This window comes from Kitasatospora sp. NPDC058032, assembly GCF_042885845.1.
Taxonomy (GTDB): domain Bacteria; phylum Actinomycetota; class Actinomycetes; order Streptomycetales; family Streptomycetaceae; genus Kitasatospora.
In genome coordinates this window covers 226107-243901 of record NZ_JBHVRK010000003.1, presented here as the reverse complement: position 1 = coordinate 243901, position 17795 = coordinate 226107, and the positions used below count along the sequence as shown (strand labels likewise).

Genomic DNA, 17795 nt, shown 5'->3' with positions numbered 1-17795 from the left:
CGAGGGGCGCGGCGGACAGGATCCGGGGTGTCGGAACAACGGCCCCTTCGTCAGGAGCGCACCCATGGACACCTCTCGGCGCAGCAGCGTCACCTCGTTCGCCGTCGTCGCGGCTCCCGTGCTGATGGCGCTGTACGGCGGCATCCGGCTGCTGGAGGGCTCGCGCGAGCCGGGCCCGGGCTGGCTGGTCGGGCACGGCCTGATGCTGCTGGGGCTGCTGCTGTTCGGCCCCGTGCTGGCCGCGCTGGGGCGGGGGCGCGGGGCGGTGGGCCGGGCGGCGGCGGGGGTGGCGTTCGCCGGGCTGGCCGCCTCGCTGGGGCAGATCGGGATCGACCTGTACGTCGGGGCGGTGGCGGTGGACAAGGCCGACCAGCAGCGGCTGTTCGACGTGGTCCAGAGCCGGCCGGGCGTGCTGCCGGCCTTCTACTCGGTGGGCCCGATGCTGTTCTACGTCGGCCTGCTGGCGCTGCTGGTGATCGCCGCGACCGGTGCCGGTCGGGTGCTGCGCTGGTGGAGCCCGGTGCTGATGCCGGCCGGGACCGTGCTGACGGCGGCCGACCTGGCGTTCATCCCGGTCGCCGCGGGCTGCTACCTGGTGGCGCTGGCTCCGCTGGGCGGCTTCGGCGCCGCCCGCCCGGTCGCCGCCTGATCGGTGCTCCCGGGCGTGGCGGTCGGGGCGGTCGGGGCCGATGGGGCGATCGCGGCGGCTCGATCGTGGCCGGTCGATTTTCGGTGGCGGGCGGCCCGTGCGGGCCGTACCGTCCGGGGCATGAACGCGAAGCGCCCGCTGATCGCCGTACTCACCGGCGCCGGGATCTCCACCGACTCCGGCATCCCCGACTACCGCGGCCCGAACGGACTCTGGCAGCGCGACCCGGAAGCACAGCGGCTGGTCACCATCGGCCCCTACATGGACGACCCGGAGGTCCGCCGCAAGGCCTGGCGGATGCGCGCCGAGGCGGGTGCGCTCGCCGCCGAGCCGAACGCCGGGCACCGGGCCCTGGTCGGGCTGGAGCGCTCCGGACTGCCGCTGCGGGTGCTCACCCAGAACGTCGACGGGCTGCACCAGCGGGCCGGGCAGACACCCCGCAAGGTGCTCGAACTCCACGGCACCGCACGGGAGGTGCAGTGCGTGGACTGCCGGGTGGTGGGCCCGATGGAGCAGGCCCTGGAGAGGGTCGCCGCCGGTGAGCCGGATCCGCGGTGCCGGGACTGCGGGGGGATCCTGCGCCCGCGCACCGTGATGTTCGGCGAGCAGCTGGACCCCGAGGTGCTGCAGCAGGCGGACGCGATCAGCAAGGCCTGCGAGCTGTTCATCGCCGTCGGCACCAGCCTGCAGGTCTTCCCGGTGGCCGCGCTGCCGTACAACGCGGTGAAGACCGGCTCCCGGCTGATCATCGTCAACGCCGAGCCGACGCCGTTCGACGAGGCCGCCGAGGAGGTCGTCCGCGAGCCGATCTCCACCGCCCTGCCGGCCCTGGTCCGCCAGCTGGTCGCCCAGTACGCCTGACGGCGCCCCGCGGGGCGGCGGGTTCGGTGACGAATCGGTTGCCGCGTTCCGAACTGGCCGCTCCCGGCCGCTCGTTCTGCGCTACGCTGCCGCGCGGAGCGGTGTGGTCGGTTTCCGGCCACCGGGGGAGGCCGCGCGGGCGCCCGCGCCTGCGCGCCGCACCGGCCGGAGGCGTCCCCCGCTCCGCGGCGGCGCGTACGAAGGAGCCCTCATGACCTCAGGCCCACTGCTGGACCGCCACGCGATCGGGGGCGAGCTGCGGACCCTGGCGGACCGGCCCGGACTGGTGCACCGTCATGAAGAGCTCAGGGAGCTGGGCTTGGCGCTCTCGGGCGCCGGCGACCTGGACCGGTGGGCCGAACTCGACCTGGTGCACAGCTTCGTCCGGCCGGAGAGCGTACGCTCCGCGGTGCGGCCGCGACCCGAACCGAGGTTCTGGGCCTGGGCCGAAGTCGCCCTGGGCGCCCTGGTGTTCGTCCCGCTGCTGGTCACCTGGGCTGGGCTGATGCAGGCCACCAGCGCCTACCGGGCGCTGATCGGTGCCGACGCCCGGCAGGCCGCGCGCCCGTTCCTCCAGCTCTGGCAGACCGGCTTCGAGGGCCGGCTGCCCGGCTGGGCCACGTTCGGCGATGTCGCCCTGTCCGCCACCCTGTTCATCGCGCTGCTGCTGGCGCTCTCCGTCGCGCACGGTGTGCGCCGGGCCGGCACCGAGCGCCGTGAGGCGGCGGCCGAGGGCGAGGCGGAGGACCTGCTGGCGGAGCTGGCGCCGGTGCTCACCCGTGCCCAGCTGGTGCTGAACGAGCGCCGCCGGTCCACGCCGCAGCGCTTCGCGGCCGAGCTGACCGGCGCGGCGGAGACCCTGGAGCGACTCGGCCGGCAGGCCGCCGACACCCAGCGCGAGTTGAGCGAGGCGGCCCTGGCCGTCGAGCGCTCGGTCGCCGGGGCCGAACAGCGCCTCGCCGACGCGGGAGAGGCGGTCGAGCCGCTGCGCCGGGCCGTCGACGGCGTCGAGAAGGCGGTCGGCGGGATCGGCAGGTCCGTCGACGGGGTCGGCCTGGCGGTGCGGGACAGCGGGGACCGGCTGGCCGAGTCGGTCCGGGACGGCGCGGCGGCCACCGACGAACTCGTCCAGCGGGGCGCGCGGCAGCTCGCCGACGCGGCCGAGCTGGTCCGGCGGGCCACCGACCGGGTGGGCACCGAACTCGCCGACGCCGGTGAGCGGGTGGAGGACGCGGTGCGCGATCTCGCGGTCGCCCAGCGCGGCTTCACCACCGGTGCGGAGACTGTGGCGGACGTCAACGGGCAGGTGCTGGAGCGGCTCGACGGACTGGCCCGGGAGGTCGTGATGCTGGCCGACCGGGTCGCGGCGGCGGCCTCGGCGGCCACCGCGGCGGCGGCGCGCCTGGACGCCTCCGGGCCGGAGGGGCCGCGCGGCGGGGAGGGCATCGTCATGGTGAAGACGGTGTCCGGACCGGGACCCGACGCGGGCGCCGCCCGGTCCCGGGGCACCGGCACGGCCGCCGCTTCCGCCTCCGCCTCCGCCGAGGTGGACGACCGGACGCTGCTGGAGCTGGACGAGGTGCCGGTGCACGGGCAGGGCCGATGAGGGGCCGGTTCCGGACGGCCCGGCCGCGGGCCCGGGGCGTGCACCTGGCCGGCTGGCTGTTCGCCGACATGCTGCTCGTGCTCGCCCTGGTGGCGATGGGCGACCAGGGCGATCCGGTGGCCGCCGAGCGGGCCGCCACCGGGCCCTCCGCCACCCCGAGCGCGAGTGCCACCGCCGACGGCACGCCCAGTGCCGCGCCCACCCCGACCGGGCCGCGCGGCGTCGAGCACGACCCGGTCACCGTCGACGTCAGCGGCGACGGCTCGGACACGGCCGGCCTGGCCGCGCAGGTCCGCGCGGCCACCGAGCGCTACGCCGGACGGCAGGCGGCCGTGGTCCTCACCTTCGGCAGCAACCGCGATCCCGGCGTCGGCCAGGCCTACGCCCACACCGTCAACGGCCTGCTCGCCCAGGCCCGTCCGGAGATGTTCCGGGGCACCACCACCCGGGACTTCATCTCGCTCGCGGACAACCCCCGGCACGCCTCGCTGGAGATCTACTTCTACACCGGCTGACGCCCACCGACCTGCCAATCGAAGGAGAAGTGCAGTGCAGATCCTCCCGTTCTACGCCGTGTGCGACGAGTCGGGGTCGATGAGCGCCGACATCGACACCCTCAACAAGGCCCTGTTCGACCTCCACCAGGAGATCAGCACCAACCCGACCATCGCCGACAAGACCCGGTTCGGGCTGATCGGCTTCTCCACCGACGCCCACGAGCTGCAGCCGCTGGTCGACCTGAGCGACCTCGACGAGCTGCCCGCCCTGGAGGCCTCCGGCCTCACCTCCTTCGGCAACGCCTTCGGCCTGCTCCGCCAGGCGATCGAGCGGGACGTGCAGGCGCTGAAGGCGGACGGCCACGACGTCTACCGCCCGGTGGTCTTCTTCCTCTCCGACGGCGTGCCGACCGACTCCGACTGGGACCAGCCCTACCAGGACCTGCTGGCCGCCGCGTTCCGGCCGCACATCATCGCCTTCGGCATCGGCCAGGCCGACCGGAGCGTGATCGCGCGGGTCGCGACCTTCAAGGCGTTCATGCAGGAGGACGGGAAGGCCGACGTGGCGCCCGCGCTACGGGAGTTCGCGGGCAGCCTGACCCGCTCGATCGTCCGCTCGGTGAGCGGGGCGACCGAGGCCGGCCAGGGCATGAGCCTGCAGGTCGACGACAACGTGCCCGGGTTCACCTCCGTCTCGCTCGACAAGCTCTGAGGCCGGGCCGCCGGATGAACGCGTACGACAACCAGCTGCCGGCCGGGCGCGCGGCGGAGCCGGGGCCGGAGCACGCGCCGACCCGCAAGGAAGACCCGATCGACCTCGCCGCCTCGGTGTACGAGTACGGCTGGGAGGGGCCGGTGACCGCGGCGGCGCCGTCCGTCGTCTCCGGGCCGGTGGTCCCGGACGGGTTCCTGCCGCGCCCGATCGGACCGGGGCCGTCGGCGGTCCGCGGGCCGTGGAACGCGGACGGCCCGGTCGCCCCCGCCTCCCTCACCGCGGCCGCAGCCGCCTCCGCTTCCGCCGAGCCCGAGCCCGAGCCCGAGCCCGGGCCCGTCGTCCGGCCGGCCTCGTTCCGGGAGCCCGGCCCGCTGCACCACGTCGGCCGCAAGGCCCCCGCCTACCCCGCCGAGCCGACCGACATCCCCGCCCTCTCGACCGGTGACCTCTTCGGCGCCCTGCTGCCCGACACCGTGGTGGACGGCGGACGGTTCGGCCCGGTCACCGTCCGCGCCGCCTCCGTCCGCGGCGACGGGCACCGCTACGCGGCCGAGTGCCGCCAGGACGCCGTCCTGGTCGTACGGACCGGTGAGCTGCTGCTGGTCGCGGTGGCCGACGGCGTCGGCTCCCAGTCGCACTCCCACCACGGCTCCCACGGGATCCTCCGGAAGCTGACCGGTCAGGTCGCCCGGAAGGAGGAGACCCTGCTGGCCTTCCTGCGCACCGGCGCCGAACCCGACTTCGCCAGCATGATGAGCCGGCTCATCGGGGCGGCGGCCGACGAACTCGCCGAGGAGGCCAGGAAGGAGGGCCGTCCGCCGAAGGCCTACTCGACGACCCTGCGGGCGCTGCTGGTGCCGGCCGACCCGACGGTCCCGTTCCGCGGCTTCGTCTCGGTCGGCGACGGCGGCCTGCTGCGCCTGCGCGAGGGCGGCTGGCAGGACCTCGAAGCGGCCGAGGCCGGCCAGGGCGGTGGGCCGATCAGCACCCGGACCGACTGCCTCCCCGAAGCGTACGAGCACGCCCGGGCCCGGCTGATCACCGACTCCCGCCCCGGCGACGTCCTGGTGCTCTGCACCGACGGGCTCGCGCTCCCGCTGCTCAAGGAGCCCGAGCTGCAGGGGTTCCTCGGCGAGCGCTGGGGCGGTGAGGTGCCCGGCCTCGCCGAGTTCCTCTGGCAGACCCAGGTCCGGGTGCGCAGCTACGACGACGACCGCTCGGTCGTCTGCCTCTGGGAGGCCGCACCGTGAGCGCCTCCGACATCGCCACCGCGCTGGCCGGCGGCGGGGACGCCGTCCTGGCGCTGCTCCCGGTCGGCGCCGAGGCCGGCCGGGGCGGCCAGGGCAAGGTGCAGCGCCTCGACGGCTACCCCGGCCTGCTGTTCAAGCGCTACCTGGAGGCCGGGCGGGTCAACGGCGCGGCACTGGCCGAGCTGGTCGCGCTGCGGCTCGCGCTGCCGCAGGCCGACCGGGAGCGGCTGGACGCCCAGGCCGCCTGGCCGCTCTGCCGGGTGGTGGACGGCCCGCGCTGCGTCGGCTTCCTGATGCGGGAGGCCCCGTCGGCGATGACCTGGCAGACGGCCACCGGCGCGCGCAAGCTCACCGAGGCGCAGTACCTGCTGTACCCGGAGAAGCCCGCCACCCAGGGCATCGTCCGCCCCGACCCGGAGCAGCGGCTGGCGCTGCTGCTGGAGCTGGTCGGGCTGATCGACCGGCTGCACCGCTGGGGGCTGGTGATCGGGGACCTCTCGCACGCCAATGTGCTCTGGACGGCGCTGCCCGAGCCGGCGGTGCACCTGCTGGACTGCGACGGCATCCGCCGGGTCGGGGCCTCCCCGGTGCTGGAGCAGGCCGACACGCCCAACTGGGCGGACCCGTACTCCCCGCACGGCAGTGGCGCCTCCGTGGACAGCGACCGCTACAAGGCGGCGCTGCTGATCGGCCGGACGCTGGCGCAGGACCCGTACGTGGCGCCGGGCGCGCCGCTGGACCCGCTGCCGCAGGTGCTGACGGACCGGCAGCTGGAGATGGTCCGGCGGGTCTGGGAGCAGGCCGCCGGCCCGTACGGGAGCCGGCCGGACCTGACCGCCTGGCTGCTGGCGCTGGGCGGCCGGGGCAGCATCCCGCTCGCGCCGGGCTTCACCCCGCCGCCGCGCCAGGCCCGGCCGGCGGACGATCGGCTGTTCGACGGCCGGGCGGCCCGGGGGAGCATCCGGCTGCAGCGGCCCAGCTGACGAGGCCGGGTCGACGGGCCGGGCCGACGGGGTCGCAGGCCAGGCCGGGTCGACGGGGCCGGGGGCCGGACGGAGCGCATGCGTACGATGATCCTTCCGGCTCCCCCCTCATGGCCTGGAGTGATCGACCGATGACGACGACGGCGAACTTCGACCCCTGGTCGGCGGCGTTCGTGGCCCACCCCTACGACGCCTACGCCACCCTGCGCGAGCAGGCCCCCGTGACGTACTTCGAACCCACCGACCAGTGGCTGGTCTCGCGCTTCGAGGACGTCAGCGCGCTGCTCCGCGACCGCCGGCTCGGCCGCACCTACACCCACCGGTTCAGCCACCAGGAGTTCGGCCGCCCCGAGCCCGACCCGGCGCACGAGCCGTTCCACACCCTCAACGACAACGGCCTGCTCGACCTGGAGGCCCCGGACCACACCCGGATCCGCCGGCTGGTCTCCAAGGCCTTCACCCCGCGCATGGTCGAGGGCCTTCGCCCCACCGTCCAGCGGCTGGCCGGCGAACTCGTCGACGGACTGCTCGCGGACGGCGGCGGCGACCTGATCGCCGCCGTCGCCGAGCCGCTGCCGGTCGCGGTGATCGCCGAGATGCTCGGCGTCCCGGAGTCCGACCGGCACCTGCTGCGCCCGTGGTCCGCCGACATCACCGGGATGTTCGAGCTCAACCCGTCCGAGGAGGTCGCCCGCCGGGCCGTCACCGCGAGCACCGGGTTCTCCGACTACCTGCGCGCCCTGATCCGCGAGCGCCGGTCCGCCCCCGGCGGGGACCTGATCAGCGCACTCATCCAGGCCCAGGAGGGCTCGGACGCGCTCAGCGAGCAGGAGATGATCTCCACCTGCGTGCTGCTGCTCAACGCCGGCCACGAGGCGACCGTCAACACCACCGGCAACGGCTGGTGGGCGCTGTTCCGCCACCCCGAGGAGCTGGCCCGGCTGCGCGCCGACGTCGACGGGCTGCTGCCCACCGCCATCGAGGAGCTGATGCGCTGGGACACCCCGCTGCAGATGTTCGAGCGCTGGGTGCTGGAGGACATCGAGGTCCGCGGCGTCACCATCCCGCGCGGCTCCGAGGTCGCCCTGCTCTTCGGCTCCGCCAACCGCGACCCGGAGCGCTTCACCGACCCCGACCGCCTGGACCTCGGCCGCACCGACAACCCGCACATCACCTTCGGCGCCGGAATCCACTTCTGTCTCGGCGCTCCGCTCGCCAGACTGGAGCTCACCGAGTCCTACGGCACCCTGCTCCGCCGGGCCCCGGGCCTGCGGCTGGTCCGCGAGCCCGAGTGGCAGCCGGGCTACGTGATCCGGGGGCTGAAGGAGCTGCTGGTCGAGATGTAGCGGAAGAGGGGAGCGGCCGTGGGCGGCAGGGCGACGGGGGCGATGCTGGGGCTGGCGATCGGCGACGCGCTCGGCAAGCACACCGAGTTCGACGACGTGGAGACGATCGCCTGGCAGTGGCCGGACTGGCGGCAACTGCCGCTGCCGAAGCGGGCACTGGTCACCGACGACACCCAGATGACGCTCGCCCTCGCCCGCGGTCTGCGCACCGCGCTGGCCCGCGGGCCGCTCACCCCGCTGCGCCTGGAGCGGCCGCTGCGCGAGGAGTTCGTCGACTGGTGGCGCTCCCCGCAGAACACCCGTGCCCCCGGGATGACCTGTCTGCGGTCCTGCCGGCGGCTCAGCACGCCCGAGCGCCGCTGGCAGACGGCGAGCGACGTCGGCTCCAAGGGCTGCGGCGCCAATATGCGGGTCGCCCCGGTCGGCCTGGTCCGGGAGCTGACCCCGGCCCAGGCCGCCGGCGCCGCCCAGCTCCAGTCCGGGCTCACCCACGGCCACCCGACCGCGCTCGCCGCCTCCGACCTCACCGCGTACGCCGTCCGCAGGCTCGCCGGGGGCCTGCCGCCGGCCGGTCTGACCGCCGCGCTGCGGGCGTACGCGCTCGAGAACCGCGGCCGCTACGACGCGTTCTGGCTCGGGGACCTCGCCGAGCACGCCCAGGACCGTACGGCCGAGGCGTTCATCACCAGGGGCTGGGACGAGTGCCTGGCGGTGCTCGACCGGCTGGACGCCGCGCTCGCGGCACCGGACGTCGAGGCCGACCCCTGCCTGGCCACCGGCGAGGGCTGGATCGCCGAGGAGGCGCTCGCCACCGGGCTGCTCTGCTTCCTGCTGCTGCCGGACGACCCGGTGGCCGCCGTCCGCCGGGCCGCGTACTCCTCCGGGGACTCCGACTCGATCGCCTGCCTGACCGGCGCCTTCGCCGGTGCCCACCTGGGCGCCGACGCCTGGCCGGCCGGGTGGGTGGAGCGGATCGAGTACCGGGACGAGCTGCTGGAGTTCGGCGCGCTCTGGGACTGACCGATCCGCCCGGTCCTCTTCGGCCTGCCGACCCGGGGAACCGGTTGCGGGCCGGCCGCGTCCAACCGGTACCCAGGCGCGGGCACCGGCCCGCACCGTGACCCGGGAGGCAGGCCGGCCATGCCCGCGACGTTCGCCCGCACCCGCCGTCCGGCGGTGCTCCTGCTCTGCTGCGCGGCCCTGCTCACCGCCTGCGGCTCCTCCGGCGGCGGCACGGCCGTGGTCCGGGTCGAGCCCGTGACGCTGCCGCCCGCCGACCCCGGGCAGGTCGCCGCCACCGCCGCGGCCACCGGTGCCTTCGGCCTCGACCTGCTGCACACCCTCACCGCCGACCCCGCCGCGGGCGGCGGCAACCTGGTGCTCTCGCCGTCCGGCCTGGCCACCGCCCTCGCCATGGTGCTGCCCGGCGCCCGCGGCACCACCGCCGACGAACTCGCCGCGGCGCTGCACACCGGGCTCACCCCCGAGCAGTACGCGCTCGCCGTCGGCGCCCTGAACCGCCCCGTGACGCCGTCCGGCAAGGGCGGGACCGTCCTGCGGCAGTCCGACGACCTCTGGTCCCAGCGCGACGAGCCGCTCGACCGGCGCTACCTCGGCGTGCTGGCCGCCGCCTTCGGCACCGGCGTGCACACCGCCGACTTCCGCAAGGACCCGGAGGGCGCGCGCAAGGCCGTCAACGGCGTCGTCGAGAAGGCCACCGAGGGCCGGATCAAGAACCTCTTCGCCCAGGGGCAGATCAACCCGGACACCCGGCTCGCGCTCACCGACGCGCTCTACCTGAAGGCCGACTGGGCCGAGCCCTTCAAGGCCGGGAAGACCACCGACCGGCCGTTCCACCGCCTCGACGGCACCGGGACGGCCGTCCGCACCATGGCCCAGACCACCGGCCTGCGCTACGCCGAGGGCTCCGGCGGCATCCTCGGCGAACCCTGGCAGGCCGTCGAACTGCCCTACGCGGGAAGCACCTTGGCGATGGACCTGGTGGTGCCCGGGCAGGGCGGCTTCGCGGCCTTCCGCAAGGGCCTGGACCAGCCGGAGCTGGACCGGATCCTCGGCGCGCTCGCCCCGCGGACCGTCGACCTCACCCTGCCGAAGTTCCACTTCGACACCGCGAACGAGCTCACGCCCACCCTGCGGGCCCTCGGCGTCCAGGCCGCCTTCGGCCCGTCCGCCGACCTCTCCGGCATCCGCGGGCCGGGCGGCGACGGGCGGCTCGCGATCAGCACCGTCGTCCAGAAGGCCACCGTGCAGGTCGACGAGCAGGGCACGGTCGCGGCGGCCGGCAGCGGCGTCGGGGTGGACGTGATGGCCGCGCCCGTGCCGATCAACCCGGTCGAGCTGCACATCGACCGGCCGTTCCTCTTCCTGATCCGGGACACCGCCGACGGGCGGCCGCTCTTCCTCGGACAGGTCACCGACCCGTCCGCCGCCGCGAAGTGAGGCTGCCGGAGCGGGGGTGTCGGAGCGGGGCTGCCGGCGTGAGGGTGCCGAGGTGAGGGCGCGCTATCCGGCCGGGTAGCGGTCCCCGAGCGCCGGGTGGCCCGGCTCGCGGCTGCCGAACAGCACCAGCAGGTCGTCCGCCGTCCGCAGCAGCGCCTCCCGGCCCTCCACCGCCTCCGCCCAGTCGGCCGGCAGCGCGCTCGCGCCGTACGCCGCGCCGACCAGGTTGCCGCAGACCGCACCGGTCGAGTCGCTGTCCCCCGAGTGGTTCACCGACAGCAGCAGCGCCGACCGGACCGGATCCGGCCCGCCGGCCGCCGCGAGCAGGCAGTACACCGCGATCGCCAGGCACTCCTCGGCGATCCAGCCCAGCCCGACCCGCTCCACCGCCTCCGCCGACGGCTCCGACTCCTCGGCCACCCGCACCGCCCGGGCCAGCGCCTGCACCGTCTCCTTCGAGGCCGGCCACTCCCGGGTCTGCTCCACCGTCTCGCCGACCGCCGCCCAGGGCTCCGTCCCGGCCGCCAGCCGCTCCACCAGCGCCGCGAACGCGCCCGCCGCCAGGTAGCCGGTCGGATGCCCGTGGGTCAGCTGCGCGCACTGCGCGGCCAGCCCGAACGACTGCTCCGCCCCCAGCCGGCCCAGCCCGAACGGCGCCGAGCGCATCACCGTGCCGCAGCCCTTGGAGTGCGCGTTGATCGGCCCCGGCTGCCCGAGCGCCACCGGCGGCTCGAACACCGGGTGGTACTGCACCCCGGTCAGACAGGCGTTGCCCGGCGCCCGCCGCGCGTACAGGAACGGCTCGCGCAACAGCCAGCCGTCGTACGGGTGGGCCAGCGGCTCGCGGTCCGGCGCCCCCTGCTCCTGGGTGAGCAGCCACCGCCGGTACGCGCCGTGCACCGCCTCCGGCACCGAACCGCCGCCGCCCGACCAGCCGCGCACGAAGCCGCGGATCAGACCCTCGGCGGTGAACAGCGTCATCTGGGTGTCGTCGGTGACCTCGGCGACCCGGCCGCCGCCCGGCAGACCCGTCACGCCGTCCGGGCCGAAGCGCTCGCGGATCTGCTGCAGCTGCTGGAACTCCACCGGCCAGCCCAGCGCGTCCCCGATCGCCCCGCCGAGCAGCGCCCCGCGCACCCGGTCCCGGAACCCCGTCTCCGTACTCACCGTCTCGGTACCCACTCTGCCTGCCCGCCCCTCGTCGGTTGCCCGGGACCTGTTGTACCAGGCGCCCGGGTTGCTGCCACGGATCTCGGCCGCGGATCCGGCTCCGGACCCCGGCGGCCGGCCTCAGCCGCGGATCTCCCCGGAGCGTCCGCGCAGGGACGCCCGGTCCGCGGCCGCGCGGCCCGCCGCCCAGCCCTCGCCGTCGCTCACCCGCACGCGCTGCGACACCAGCTTGGGGAACATCCGGTCCACCTCCTGGTCCACCGCCTCGGTGCGGGCCTTCAGGGCCGGCAGCAGCCGCTCGTCCGGCAGCAGCTGCTCGGCCGTGCCGTCCTCGCGCAGGTGCCGGCCGGCGGCGGCGTCGCTGGTCGTCCGCTCGGTCGCCTCGGCCAGCCGCTCGCGGATCCGGGCGGCGTACGCCACCAGGAAGGACTGCCGGAACGCCTTGGTGCGGGAGGCGCCGTCCAGGTGCTGGCGGGCGCCGGCCTGCTGCATCGCGTGCGTCGCCTGGACGAGGAGCGAGGTGTAGAGCAGCTCGACGCCGTCCAGGTCGGCGTCGAAGCCGATCACGGTGCAGAAGCCGAACTCCTTCGCCCAGATCACGCGGCAGCGGTTGGCGGCCGCGACCGCGTCCAGCAGCATCGTCTTCGGGCCCTCGTACGGGTTGTCCACGCCGATCCGCAGCGCGCCCGGCGCGTGCGGGTCGGCGCCGTCGACGGCGAGCAGGGCCTCGTCGATGCTGTGCTGGGCCATCAGCTGCTGGGCCTTGGCGGTCAGCGCCTCGGCCTCCTCGGGGAAGTCGGTGGACTCCGCCTTCGCGAGCAGCGCCCGGATCCGCGACAGCATCCGCGGCTCGCCGGTCACCGGGCCGCGCGGCCTGCGGTCCGGGCGTCCGGGCTGTGCCGTCTGCCCGGGGGCCGGACCCACCGGGGCGATCGGAGGCAGCCGGCCCCAGCTGCGCAGCAGCTCCAGCAACGCGGTGGCCAGCGCGAAGCGGTCGAGGCGGTGCCGCTGGGCGAGCGCGGGCAGGTAGCCCTCGTCGGACGGCCACCAGACCTCGCTCTCCAGCTCGCGCAGCTGCTCCTGCCAGCGCCGGTCCGCCGCGGCGGCCGGGTAGCGGCGGCCCTCGGCGGCGATCAGGTCCACGGCGAGCGCCAGGTGCACCGGCTTCAGCTCGCGCCGCACCACCCGCACCAGGTCCGCCGGCCGCCACCCGGCCGACCAGCACCGCCCCACCGCCGTGTCCGCGTACCCCAGCACCGCCCGGCTCACCGCCGGCCACTGCCCGGCGGAGGCCGCCAGCAGCGAGGCCCCGGTGTCCAGCGCGAGGTCCAGCCCCTCCTCCGGAGCCGTCACCACGCCCCGCACCGCCATCTCCAGCAGCGCCCCGGCCTCCCCGCCGCCACCACCGTCCTGCTGCTTCCGCCTGCCCACGCCGCCTACCTCCGGGTCCCATACCTCCCACCCATGATGCCGGAACCCCCCGAACCCCCCGCCGGCCCAGCAACCCCACGGCCACGCACAGTCCCACCGCCGGCGGGGCCGACTTCCCCCTCCGCCGCAACTTCTCCGGGCCCCGATTGCCCCGCGCTCAGCCCGAGCGAGGGGCAACCACCCACAGCCCGCCGCCTCCCTCCCGGGCAGGGACCGCCGAGGAGTGGAAAGTCGACGTGGCCGACTTCCCACTCCGCCGGAGCCGCCCGACCCACTGGAAATGCCGGCAGCGGCTTCGGCTGTGCCTCGCCGCTGCCGTTCCTGGTCGCGGAAAGCCCGATAGGGCGTAGAAAGTCGGCCCCTCCGACTTCCTGCTCCACACCTGTTGACCCCTACCGCCGCCCGCACCGCGCGCTCGTCGCGGGCGGATCGGACGGGCCGGAGCGGGAAGTCGACGTGGCCGACTTCCTGCACAGGCGGTCGGTGGCGGCGGAACGTTTCTCTGCCGTCGCCGATGCCTTCGCCGGGGAACAGGAAGTCGGCGGGGCCGACTTTCGTGGGGGTGAGGCAGTTGGTGCTGTGTGCGGTTCGGTGGGGTCGGGGTCAGCGTTCGACGGCCTTGGCGAGGATCTCGGGGAGGCGCTCCAGGAGCCGGCCGGCGGCGAGGCGCAGGCCGAGGGCGGCGACGACGGCGCCGTAGAGGGGGCCGGCGAACAGGAGGGGCCAGGTGGGGGCGTCGGTGGCGAGGGCCCAGCCGAGGTAGCCGATGGCGGGGGAGGCGAGGAGGACGCTGCCGAACATCGAGCCGAAGCTGTTGAGCATCACCAGGCCGCCCTGGCCGGGCGCGGCGTTGCGCATCGGGTTGTTGTCGGCGGGCATGGTGTACGGCGCGAGCACGCTGAGCACCGCGCCGATGGCGATGCCACTGCCCAGCAGGGCGAAGGCGGCGCCGACGGCCGAGGGCAGGCCGGACCAGTCGCCGGTGGTGCCGGCGAGGACGACGGCGAGTACCAGGGTGACCGGGACGGCGTAGGACAGCAGGGCGAGCGCGCGGCCGCGCAGTTCGTCGCGGGCGTCGGAGGGGGTGAGCAGGGTGGCGGCGACCATCCAGAAGGCGGAGCCGTCCATGCCGAACAGGTTGAGCATCTGCAGGCCGAGGAACATCCCGGTGATCGCCACCAGGTAGACCGTGGACCAGCCCTGGACGATCGACAGCACGCAGATCACCAGCGTCATGCCGATGCTGGTGAAGACGGCGGCCTTGGCCCGCGGCTCGCGCCAGGCGTACCGCAGGTGGCGCTGCATCACGGCGCCGACCCGGCCGTCCGGCAGGAAGCGCCAGCCGCGCCGCGACTCGTGGACGCCGCGCACCACCTCCACCGTCGAGGCGTCGGCGGTGACCATCAGCTGCTGCAGGCTGGCCCGCCACCAGCGCAGCAGCAGGACGAGCAGCGCGGCGGTGGCGGCGAGCTGGAGCAGCGCCAGCGCGTACCGGCCCTCGCCGGCGGTGCGGACGGCGTCGACGGCGGAGACCGGCGGGATCCAGCGCAGCACGGCGGCGATCGGGGCGAGCGGTTCGAGGTCGAGGCCGTCGGCGCCGGGCTTGCCGAAGACGCTCTGCGAGCCGACGTTGGCGATCTGGACCAGCAGCGCGAAGAGCAGGCCGCCGAAGACGGCGAAGTCCTTGCCGCGCCGGCTGGAGAGCAGTCGGGCGTTGCCGGCGGCGACCGCGCGGGAGAGGACGACGACGGTGAGCACGGCGAGCGGCACGCCGACCACCCCGGTGGCCGCCGAAGCGCCACCGGCGGCGCCGGAGAGCGCGGCACCGGTGAGCAGGACCAGGCTGACCAGCGGTCCGGGGCCGATCAGGGCGGCCAGCACCGAGCCGCGCAGCAGCGGTCCGGGCCGCAGCGGCAGCATGGTGAGCCGGGTCGGGTCGGCGCTCTCGTCGCTGGAGAAGAGGAACAGCGGTATCGCGGCCCAGCCGAGGGCCAGCGCGCCGGTGAGGACGACGCCCGCGTCGCCGGCGGAGCCGCTGTCGACGGCGTGCGACAGCATGGCCAGGGCGAGCGCGATCCCGGCGGCGAACAGCAGGCCGAGGACGGTGCCGAGCGCGTAGAGGACGGCGCGGCCGCGGTTGCGGCGCAGGCCGTTGCGCAGCAGCCGGAGCTTGAGCGAGACCAGGGTGCGCACGACCGTGCGGTCGGTGGGCACCCCGGTGTGCGCGGCGGCGGCCGGCGCGGTGGGGGCGGGCGTCGCGGGGGTCGGCGTCGTGGGGGAGTTCACCGGTCGCCCCCGCCGAGCCAGCCCAGTGCCTGGCCGTCGTCCTCGCGGACGCCGATCAGCTCCAGGAACGCCTCGTGCAGGCTGCGCCCGCCGCGGACGGCGTCGAGCGGGCCCTGGGCGATGACCCGGCCGGTGCTGACGACGGCGACCCAGTCGCAGAGCTGCTCGACGAGCTCCATGACGTGGCTGGAGAAGACGACGGTGGAACCGGCCGCCGCGTACCGCTTGAGCACGCCGCGGATGGTCTGGGCGGAGACCGGGTCGACGCCCTCGAAGGGCTCGTCGAGGAACAGCACGTCCGGGTTGTGCAGCAGGGCTGCGGCGAGACCGATCTTCTTGCGCATGCCGGTGGAGTAGTCGGCGACCAGCTTGTCGGCGTGGCCGGCGAGGTCGAGGACGGCGAGCAGTTCCTCGGCGCGGCGGTCGGTCTCGGCGCCGGGCAGGCCGCGCAGCCGGCCGTTGTACTGGAGCAGCTCGCGGCCACTGAGCCGCTCGAACATGCGCAGGCCCTCGGGGAGGATGCCGATCCGGGACTTGGCGGCGACCGGGTCGGCCCAGACGTCGGCGCCGTGGATGAGCACGGTGCCCTGGTCGGGCCGGAGCAGGCCGGTGACCATCGACAGGGTGGTGGTCTTGCCGGCGCCGTTGGGGCCGACCAGCCCGACGAACGCCCCGGCCGGCAGCTCCAGGCTGAGCCCGGCCACGGCGGCCTGGGTGCCGAAGTGCTTCCACAGCCCCTGGATGGACACGGCCGAGGGAGCGGCCGGGGACACGGGGGAGGCGGGGACGGGGGACGGCGGCGGCACTGACGCCTGCATGGCGGCTCTTTCCACTGGTGGTCGGACCGGTCGGGGCCGGCGGAGGAACCATGATCGACACGGGTCCGACGACAGCCTGCCACCGTCCGGCCGGGCCTGTCTCCTGTGGCGATGCCCCGGGTGTGTCTGACCCAAACGGGTGAGACGGAGGGCCGGCGGGGCCGCGCGGAGGCCGGGTCGTCACGGATTTTCGGGAAAACGCCGTCCGATGCGCGGAATTGGCAACTACTCAGGACGCCCGTTCGTCCTGCACTATGAGAGTCGAGTGAACGGGGAGGGACCGTGGTCGCGCGGGGGTACCGGGAGGTGGCGGATGGCCGTTCAGCCGTGGGGTGAGCAGGGCCACGGGATGGCCAAGCCGCCCGCGTCCACCCCGTCCGCACCGGCGATGCCCCCGGCGCCGCCGATGCACGCGCCGCAGCACGGCGCGATGCCGCAGTCGGCGATGCGCGCGGCGACCGCGGACCGCGAGCGGACGGTGGACGTGCTGAAGGCCGCGTTCGCCGAGGGCCGGCTGAGCGCCGCCGAGTACGGCGACCGGTTCGACGCGGCGAGCACCGCGCAGACCTACGGCCAGCTGGCCCGGCTGGTCGCCGACCTGCCGTCCGGGCCGATGGTGGCCCCGCAGATGATGGCGCCCGCGATGGCCGGTCCCGTCGCCGCACCGGTGCCGCCGACCTTCCTGGCCCCGCCGCCGGTGCGCCGGACCAACGCCGTCGCGGTGACCTCGCTGGTGCTCGGCCTGCTCTGCGTGCCGACCGGCGGCCTGCTGGGGGTGCCGGCCGTGATCACCGGCCACATCGGCCGCAAGCAGGCGGCGGAGCGCAACGAGGAGGGTGACGGCATGGCCGTCACCGGTCTCGTCTTCGGCTGGCTGTCGATCGGCTTCTGGCTTCTGATCATGACCACGGTGGTCCTGTTCGGCTGACCCGGGACGCCCGGGCGGCGGCCGTCCCGGGTGGCAGCCACCTCCCCGGTGTGGTAAAGCGGCAAGAGGGCGGTCCGACACCGGGCGGCCGTGCGCGGGACACCCGTGCGACATCCGGTCGACGGCCGCCACCTGCGGCGTTGCATTTGTTTTGACCGAGCCCGATGCGCTAGGTACGCTCTGACCTTGTGCCTGGGGTGTCCCCGGGTCCTTGTGCGTGCATGCACACCGGTCGCCGCGCCGAGCCGGAGCGCCTCCCAGCGCGCCGCGCGTAGAGCGCCGTCGCTGTACATCAGCTCACGGGATTCCGTGCCGGAAAAAACCCAACACACCCGACCGCGTGGGTCGACCACGGGGCCGTGTGCGAGGGAATCACCGCAGGTTAGTTCCACCAAGCCTTGGCACACAGAAAACGGAGAAACGGTGCCTACGATCCAGCAGCTGGTCCGAAAGGGCCGGCAGGACAAGGTCGAGAAGAACAAGACTCCCGCGCTGAAGGGCTCCCCGCAGCGCCGTGGGGTCTGCACGCGTGTGTACACGACCACCCCGAAGAAGCCGAACTCGGCCCTTCGTAAGGTCGCCCGTGTGCGCCTCACCAGCGGGATCGAGGTCACCGCTTACATCCCGGGCGAGGGCCACAACCTGCAGGAGCACTCCATCGTGCTGGTTCGCGGTGGTCGTGTGAAGGACCTTCCTGGTGTCCGCTACAAGATCATCCGCGGTTCGCTCGACACCCAGGGTGTCAAGAACCGCAAGCAGGCCCGCAGCCGCTACGGCGCCAAGAAGGAGAAGTAA

General features: G+C 74.9%; 16 protein-coding genes. 12 read left to right on the top strand and 4 right to left on the bottom strand.

Annotated elements, in window-relative coordinates; translation table 11 throughout:
- Positions 1-64 precede the first annotated feature (64 nt).
- The 10 genes from ACFVUH_RS06575 to ACFVUH_RS06530 all read left to right on the top strand — a co-directional run bounded on the left by ACFVUH_RS06575 (position 65) and on the right by ACFVUH_RS06530 (position 10367).
- Positions 65-649, top strand: a complete 585-nt coding sequence (locus ACFVUH_RS06575; RefSeq protein WP_387911568.1) for a hypothetical protein — start codon at positions 65-67, stop codon at positions 647-649.
- Between the two features lie 120 nt (positions 650-769).
- Complete coding sequence (locus ACFVUH_RS06570) at positions 770-1510, top strand: NAD-dependent deacetylase (RefSeq protein WP_387911566.1); 741 nt, start codon at positions 770-772, stop codon at positions 1508-1510.
- Between the two features lie 211 nt (positions 1511-1721).
- On the top strand, positions 1722-3116 hold the full coding sequence (locus ACFVUH_RS06565) for a methyl-accepting chemotaxis protein (RefSeq protein WP_387911564.1): 1395 nt from the start codon (positions 1722-1724) through the stop codon (positions 3114-3116).
- The gene (locus ACFVUH_RS06560) at positions 3113-3631 is read left to right on the top strand and encodes a hypothetical protein (protein ID WP_387911562.1); all 519 of its coding nucleotides are present in this window, start codon (positions 3113-3115) and stop codon (positions 3629-3631) included. Before ACFVUH_RS06565 ends, ACFVUH_RS06560 begins: the two co-directional genes overlap by 4 nt.
- 34 nt (positions 3632-3665) lie before the next feature.
- Positions 3666-4325: a VWA domain-containing protein gene (locus tag ACFVUH_RS06555; RefSeq protein ID WP_355358291.1), complete on the top strand. Its 660-nt coding sequence runs from the start codon at positions 3666-3668 to the stop codon at positions 4323-4325.
- A gap of 14 nt (positions 4326-4339) precedes the next feature.
- The gene (locus ACFVUH_RS06550) at positions 4340-5578 is read left to right on the top strand and encodes a protein phosphatase 2C domain-containing protein (protein ID WP_387911561.1); all 1239 of its coding nucleotides are present in this window, start codon (positions 4340-4342) and stop codon (positions 5576-5578) included.
- Positions 5575-6561, top strand: coding sequence for a hypothetical protein (locus tag ACFVUH_RS06545; RefSeq protein WP_355358297.1), 987 nt, complete (start codon positions 5575-5577; stop codon positions 6559-6561). Before ACFVUH_RS06550 ends, ACFVUH_RS06545 begins: the two co-directional genes overlap by 4 nt.
- 131 nt (positions 6562-6692) lie before the next feature.
- Entirely contained in the window at positions 6693-7907 is a 1215-nt protein-coding gene (locus ACFVUH_RS06540; RefSeq protein ID WP_387911559.1) for a cytochrome P450, read from the top strand.
- 42 nt (positions 7908-7949) lie between these two features.
- Entirely contained in the window at positions 7950-8927 is a 978-nt protein-coding gene (locus ACFVUH_RS06535) for an ADP-ribosylglycohydrolase family protein (RefSeq protein ID WP_387911818.1), read from the top strand.
- Between the two features lie 120 nt (positions 8928-9047).
- A complete protein-coding gene (locus ACFVUH_RS06530; RefSeq protein WP_387911557.1) occupies positions 9048-10367 on the top strand; it encodes a serpin family protein in 1320 nt (439 codons plus the stop codon).
- Positions 10368-10430: 63 nt separating this feature from the next.
- Here the strand turns inward: ACFVUH_RS06530 and ACFVUH_RS06525 are convergent, their stop codons facing one another.
- From ACFVUH_RS06525 to ACFVUH_RS06510, 4 genes are all read right to left on the bottom strand, one after another.
- A complete protein-coding gene (locus ACFVUH_RS06525) occupies positions 10431-11534 on the bottom strand; it encodes an ADP-ribosylglycohydrolase family protein (protein WP_387911556.1) in 1104 nt (367 codons plus the stop codon).
- 123 nt (positions 11535-11657) lie between these two features.
- Positions 11658-12908 (bottom strand): DUF2786 domain-containing protein, encoded by a 1251-nt coding sequence (locus ACFVUH_RS06520; protein ID WP_387911817.1) that lies wholly within the window; start codon positions 12906-12908, stop codon positions 11658-11660.
- Positions 12909-13571: 663 nt separating this feature from the next.
- Complete coding sequence (locus ACFVUH_RS06515; RefSeq protein ID WP_387911554.1) at positions 13572-15254, bottom strand: transporter; 1683 nt, start codon at positions 15252-15254, stop codon at positions 13572-13574.
- Positions 15251-16072 (bottom strand): ABC transporter ATP-binding protein, encoded by an 822-nt coding sequence (locus ACFVUH_RS06510; RefSeq protein WP_355358318.1) that lies wholly within the window; start codon positions 16070-16072, stop codon positions 15251-15253. The genes ACFVUH_RS06515 and ACFVUH_RS06510 overlap by 4 nt, the downstream gene beginning before the upstream one ends.
- Positions 16073-16385: 313 nt before the next feature.
- On the opposite strand from ACFVUH_RS06510, the gene ACFVUH_RS06505 reads away from it, so the two are divergent.
- Entirely contained in the window at positions 16386-17000 is a 615-nt protein-coding gene (locus ACFVUH_RS06505; protein ID WP_355358321.1) for a DUF1707 and DUF4190 domain-containing protein, read from the top strand.
- 423 nt (positions 17001-17423) lie between these two features.
- Positions 17424-17795 (top strand): 30S ribosomal protein S12, encoded by a 372-nt coding sequence (gene rpsL, locus ACFVUH_RS06500; protein WP_014144289.1) that lies wholly within the window; start codon positions 17424-17426, stop codon positions 17793-17795.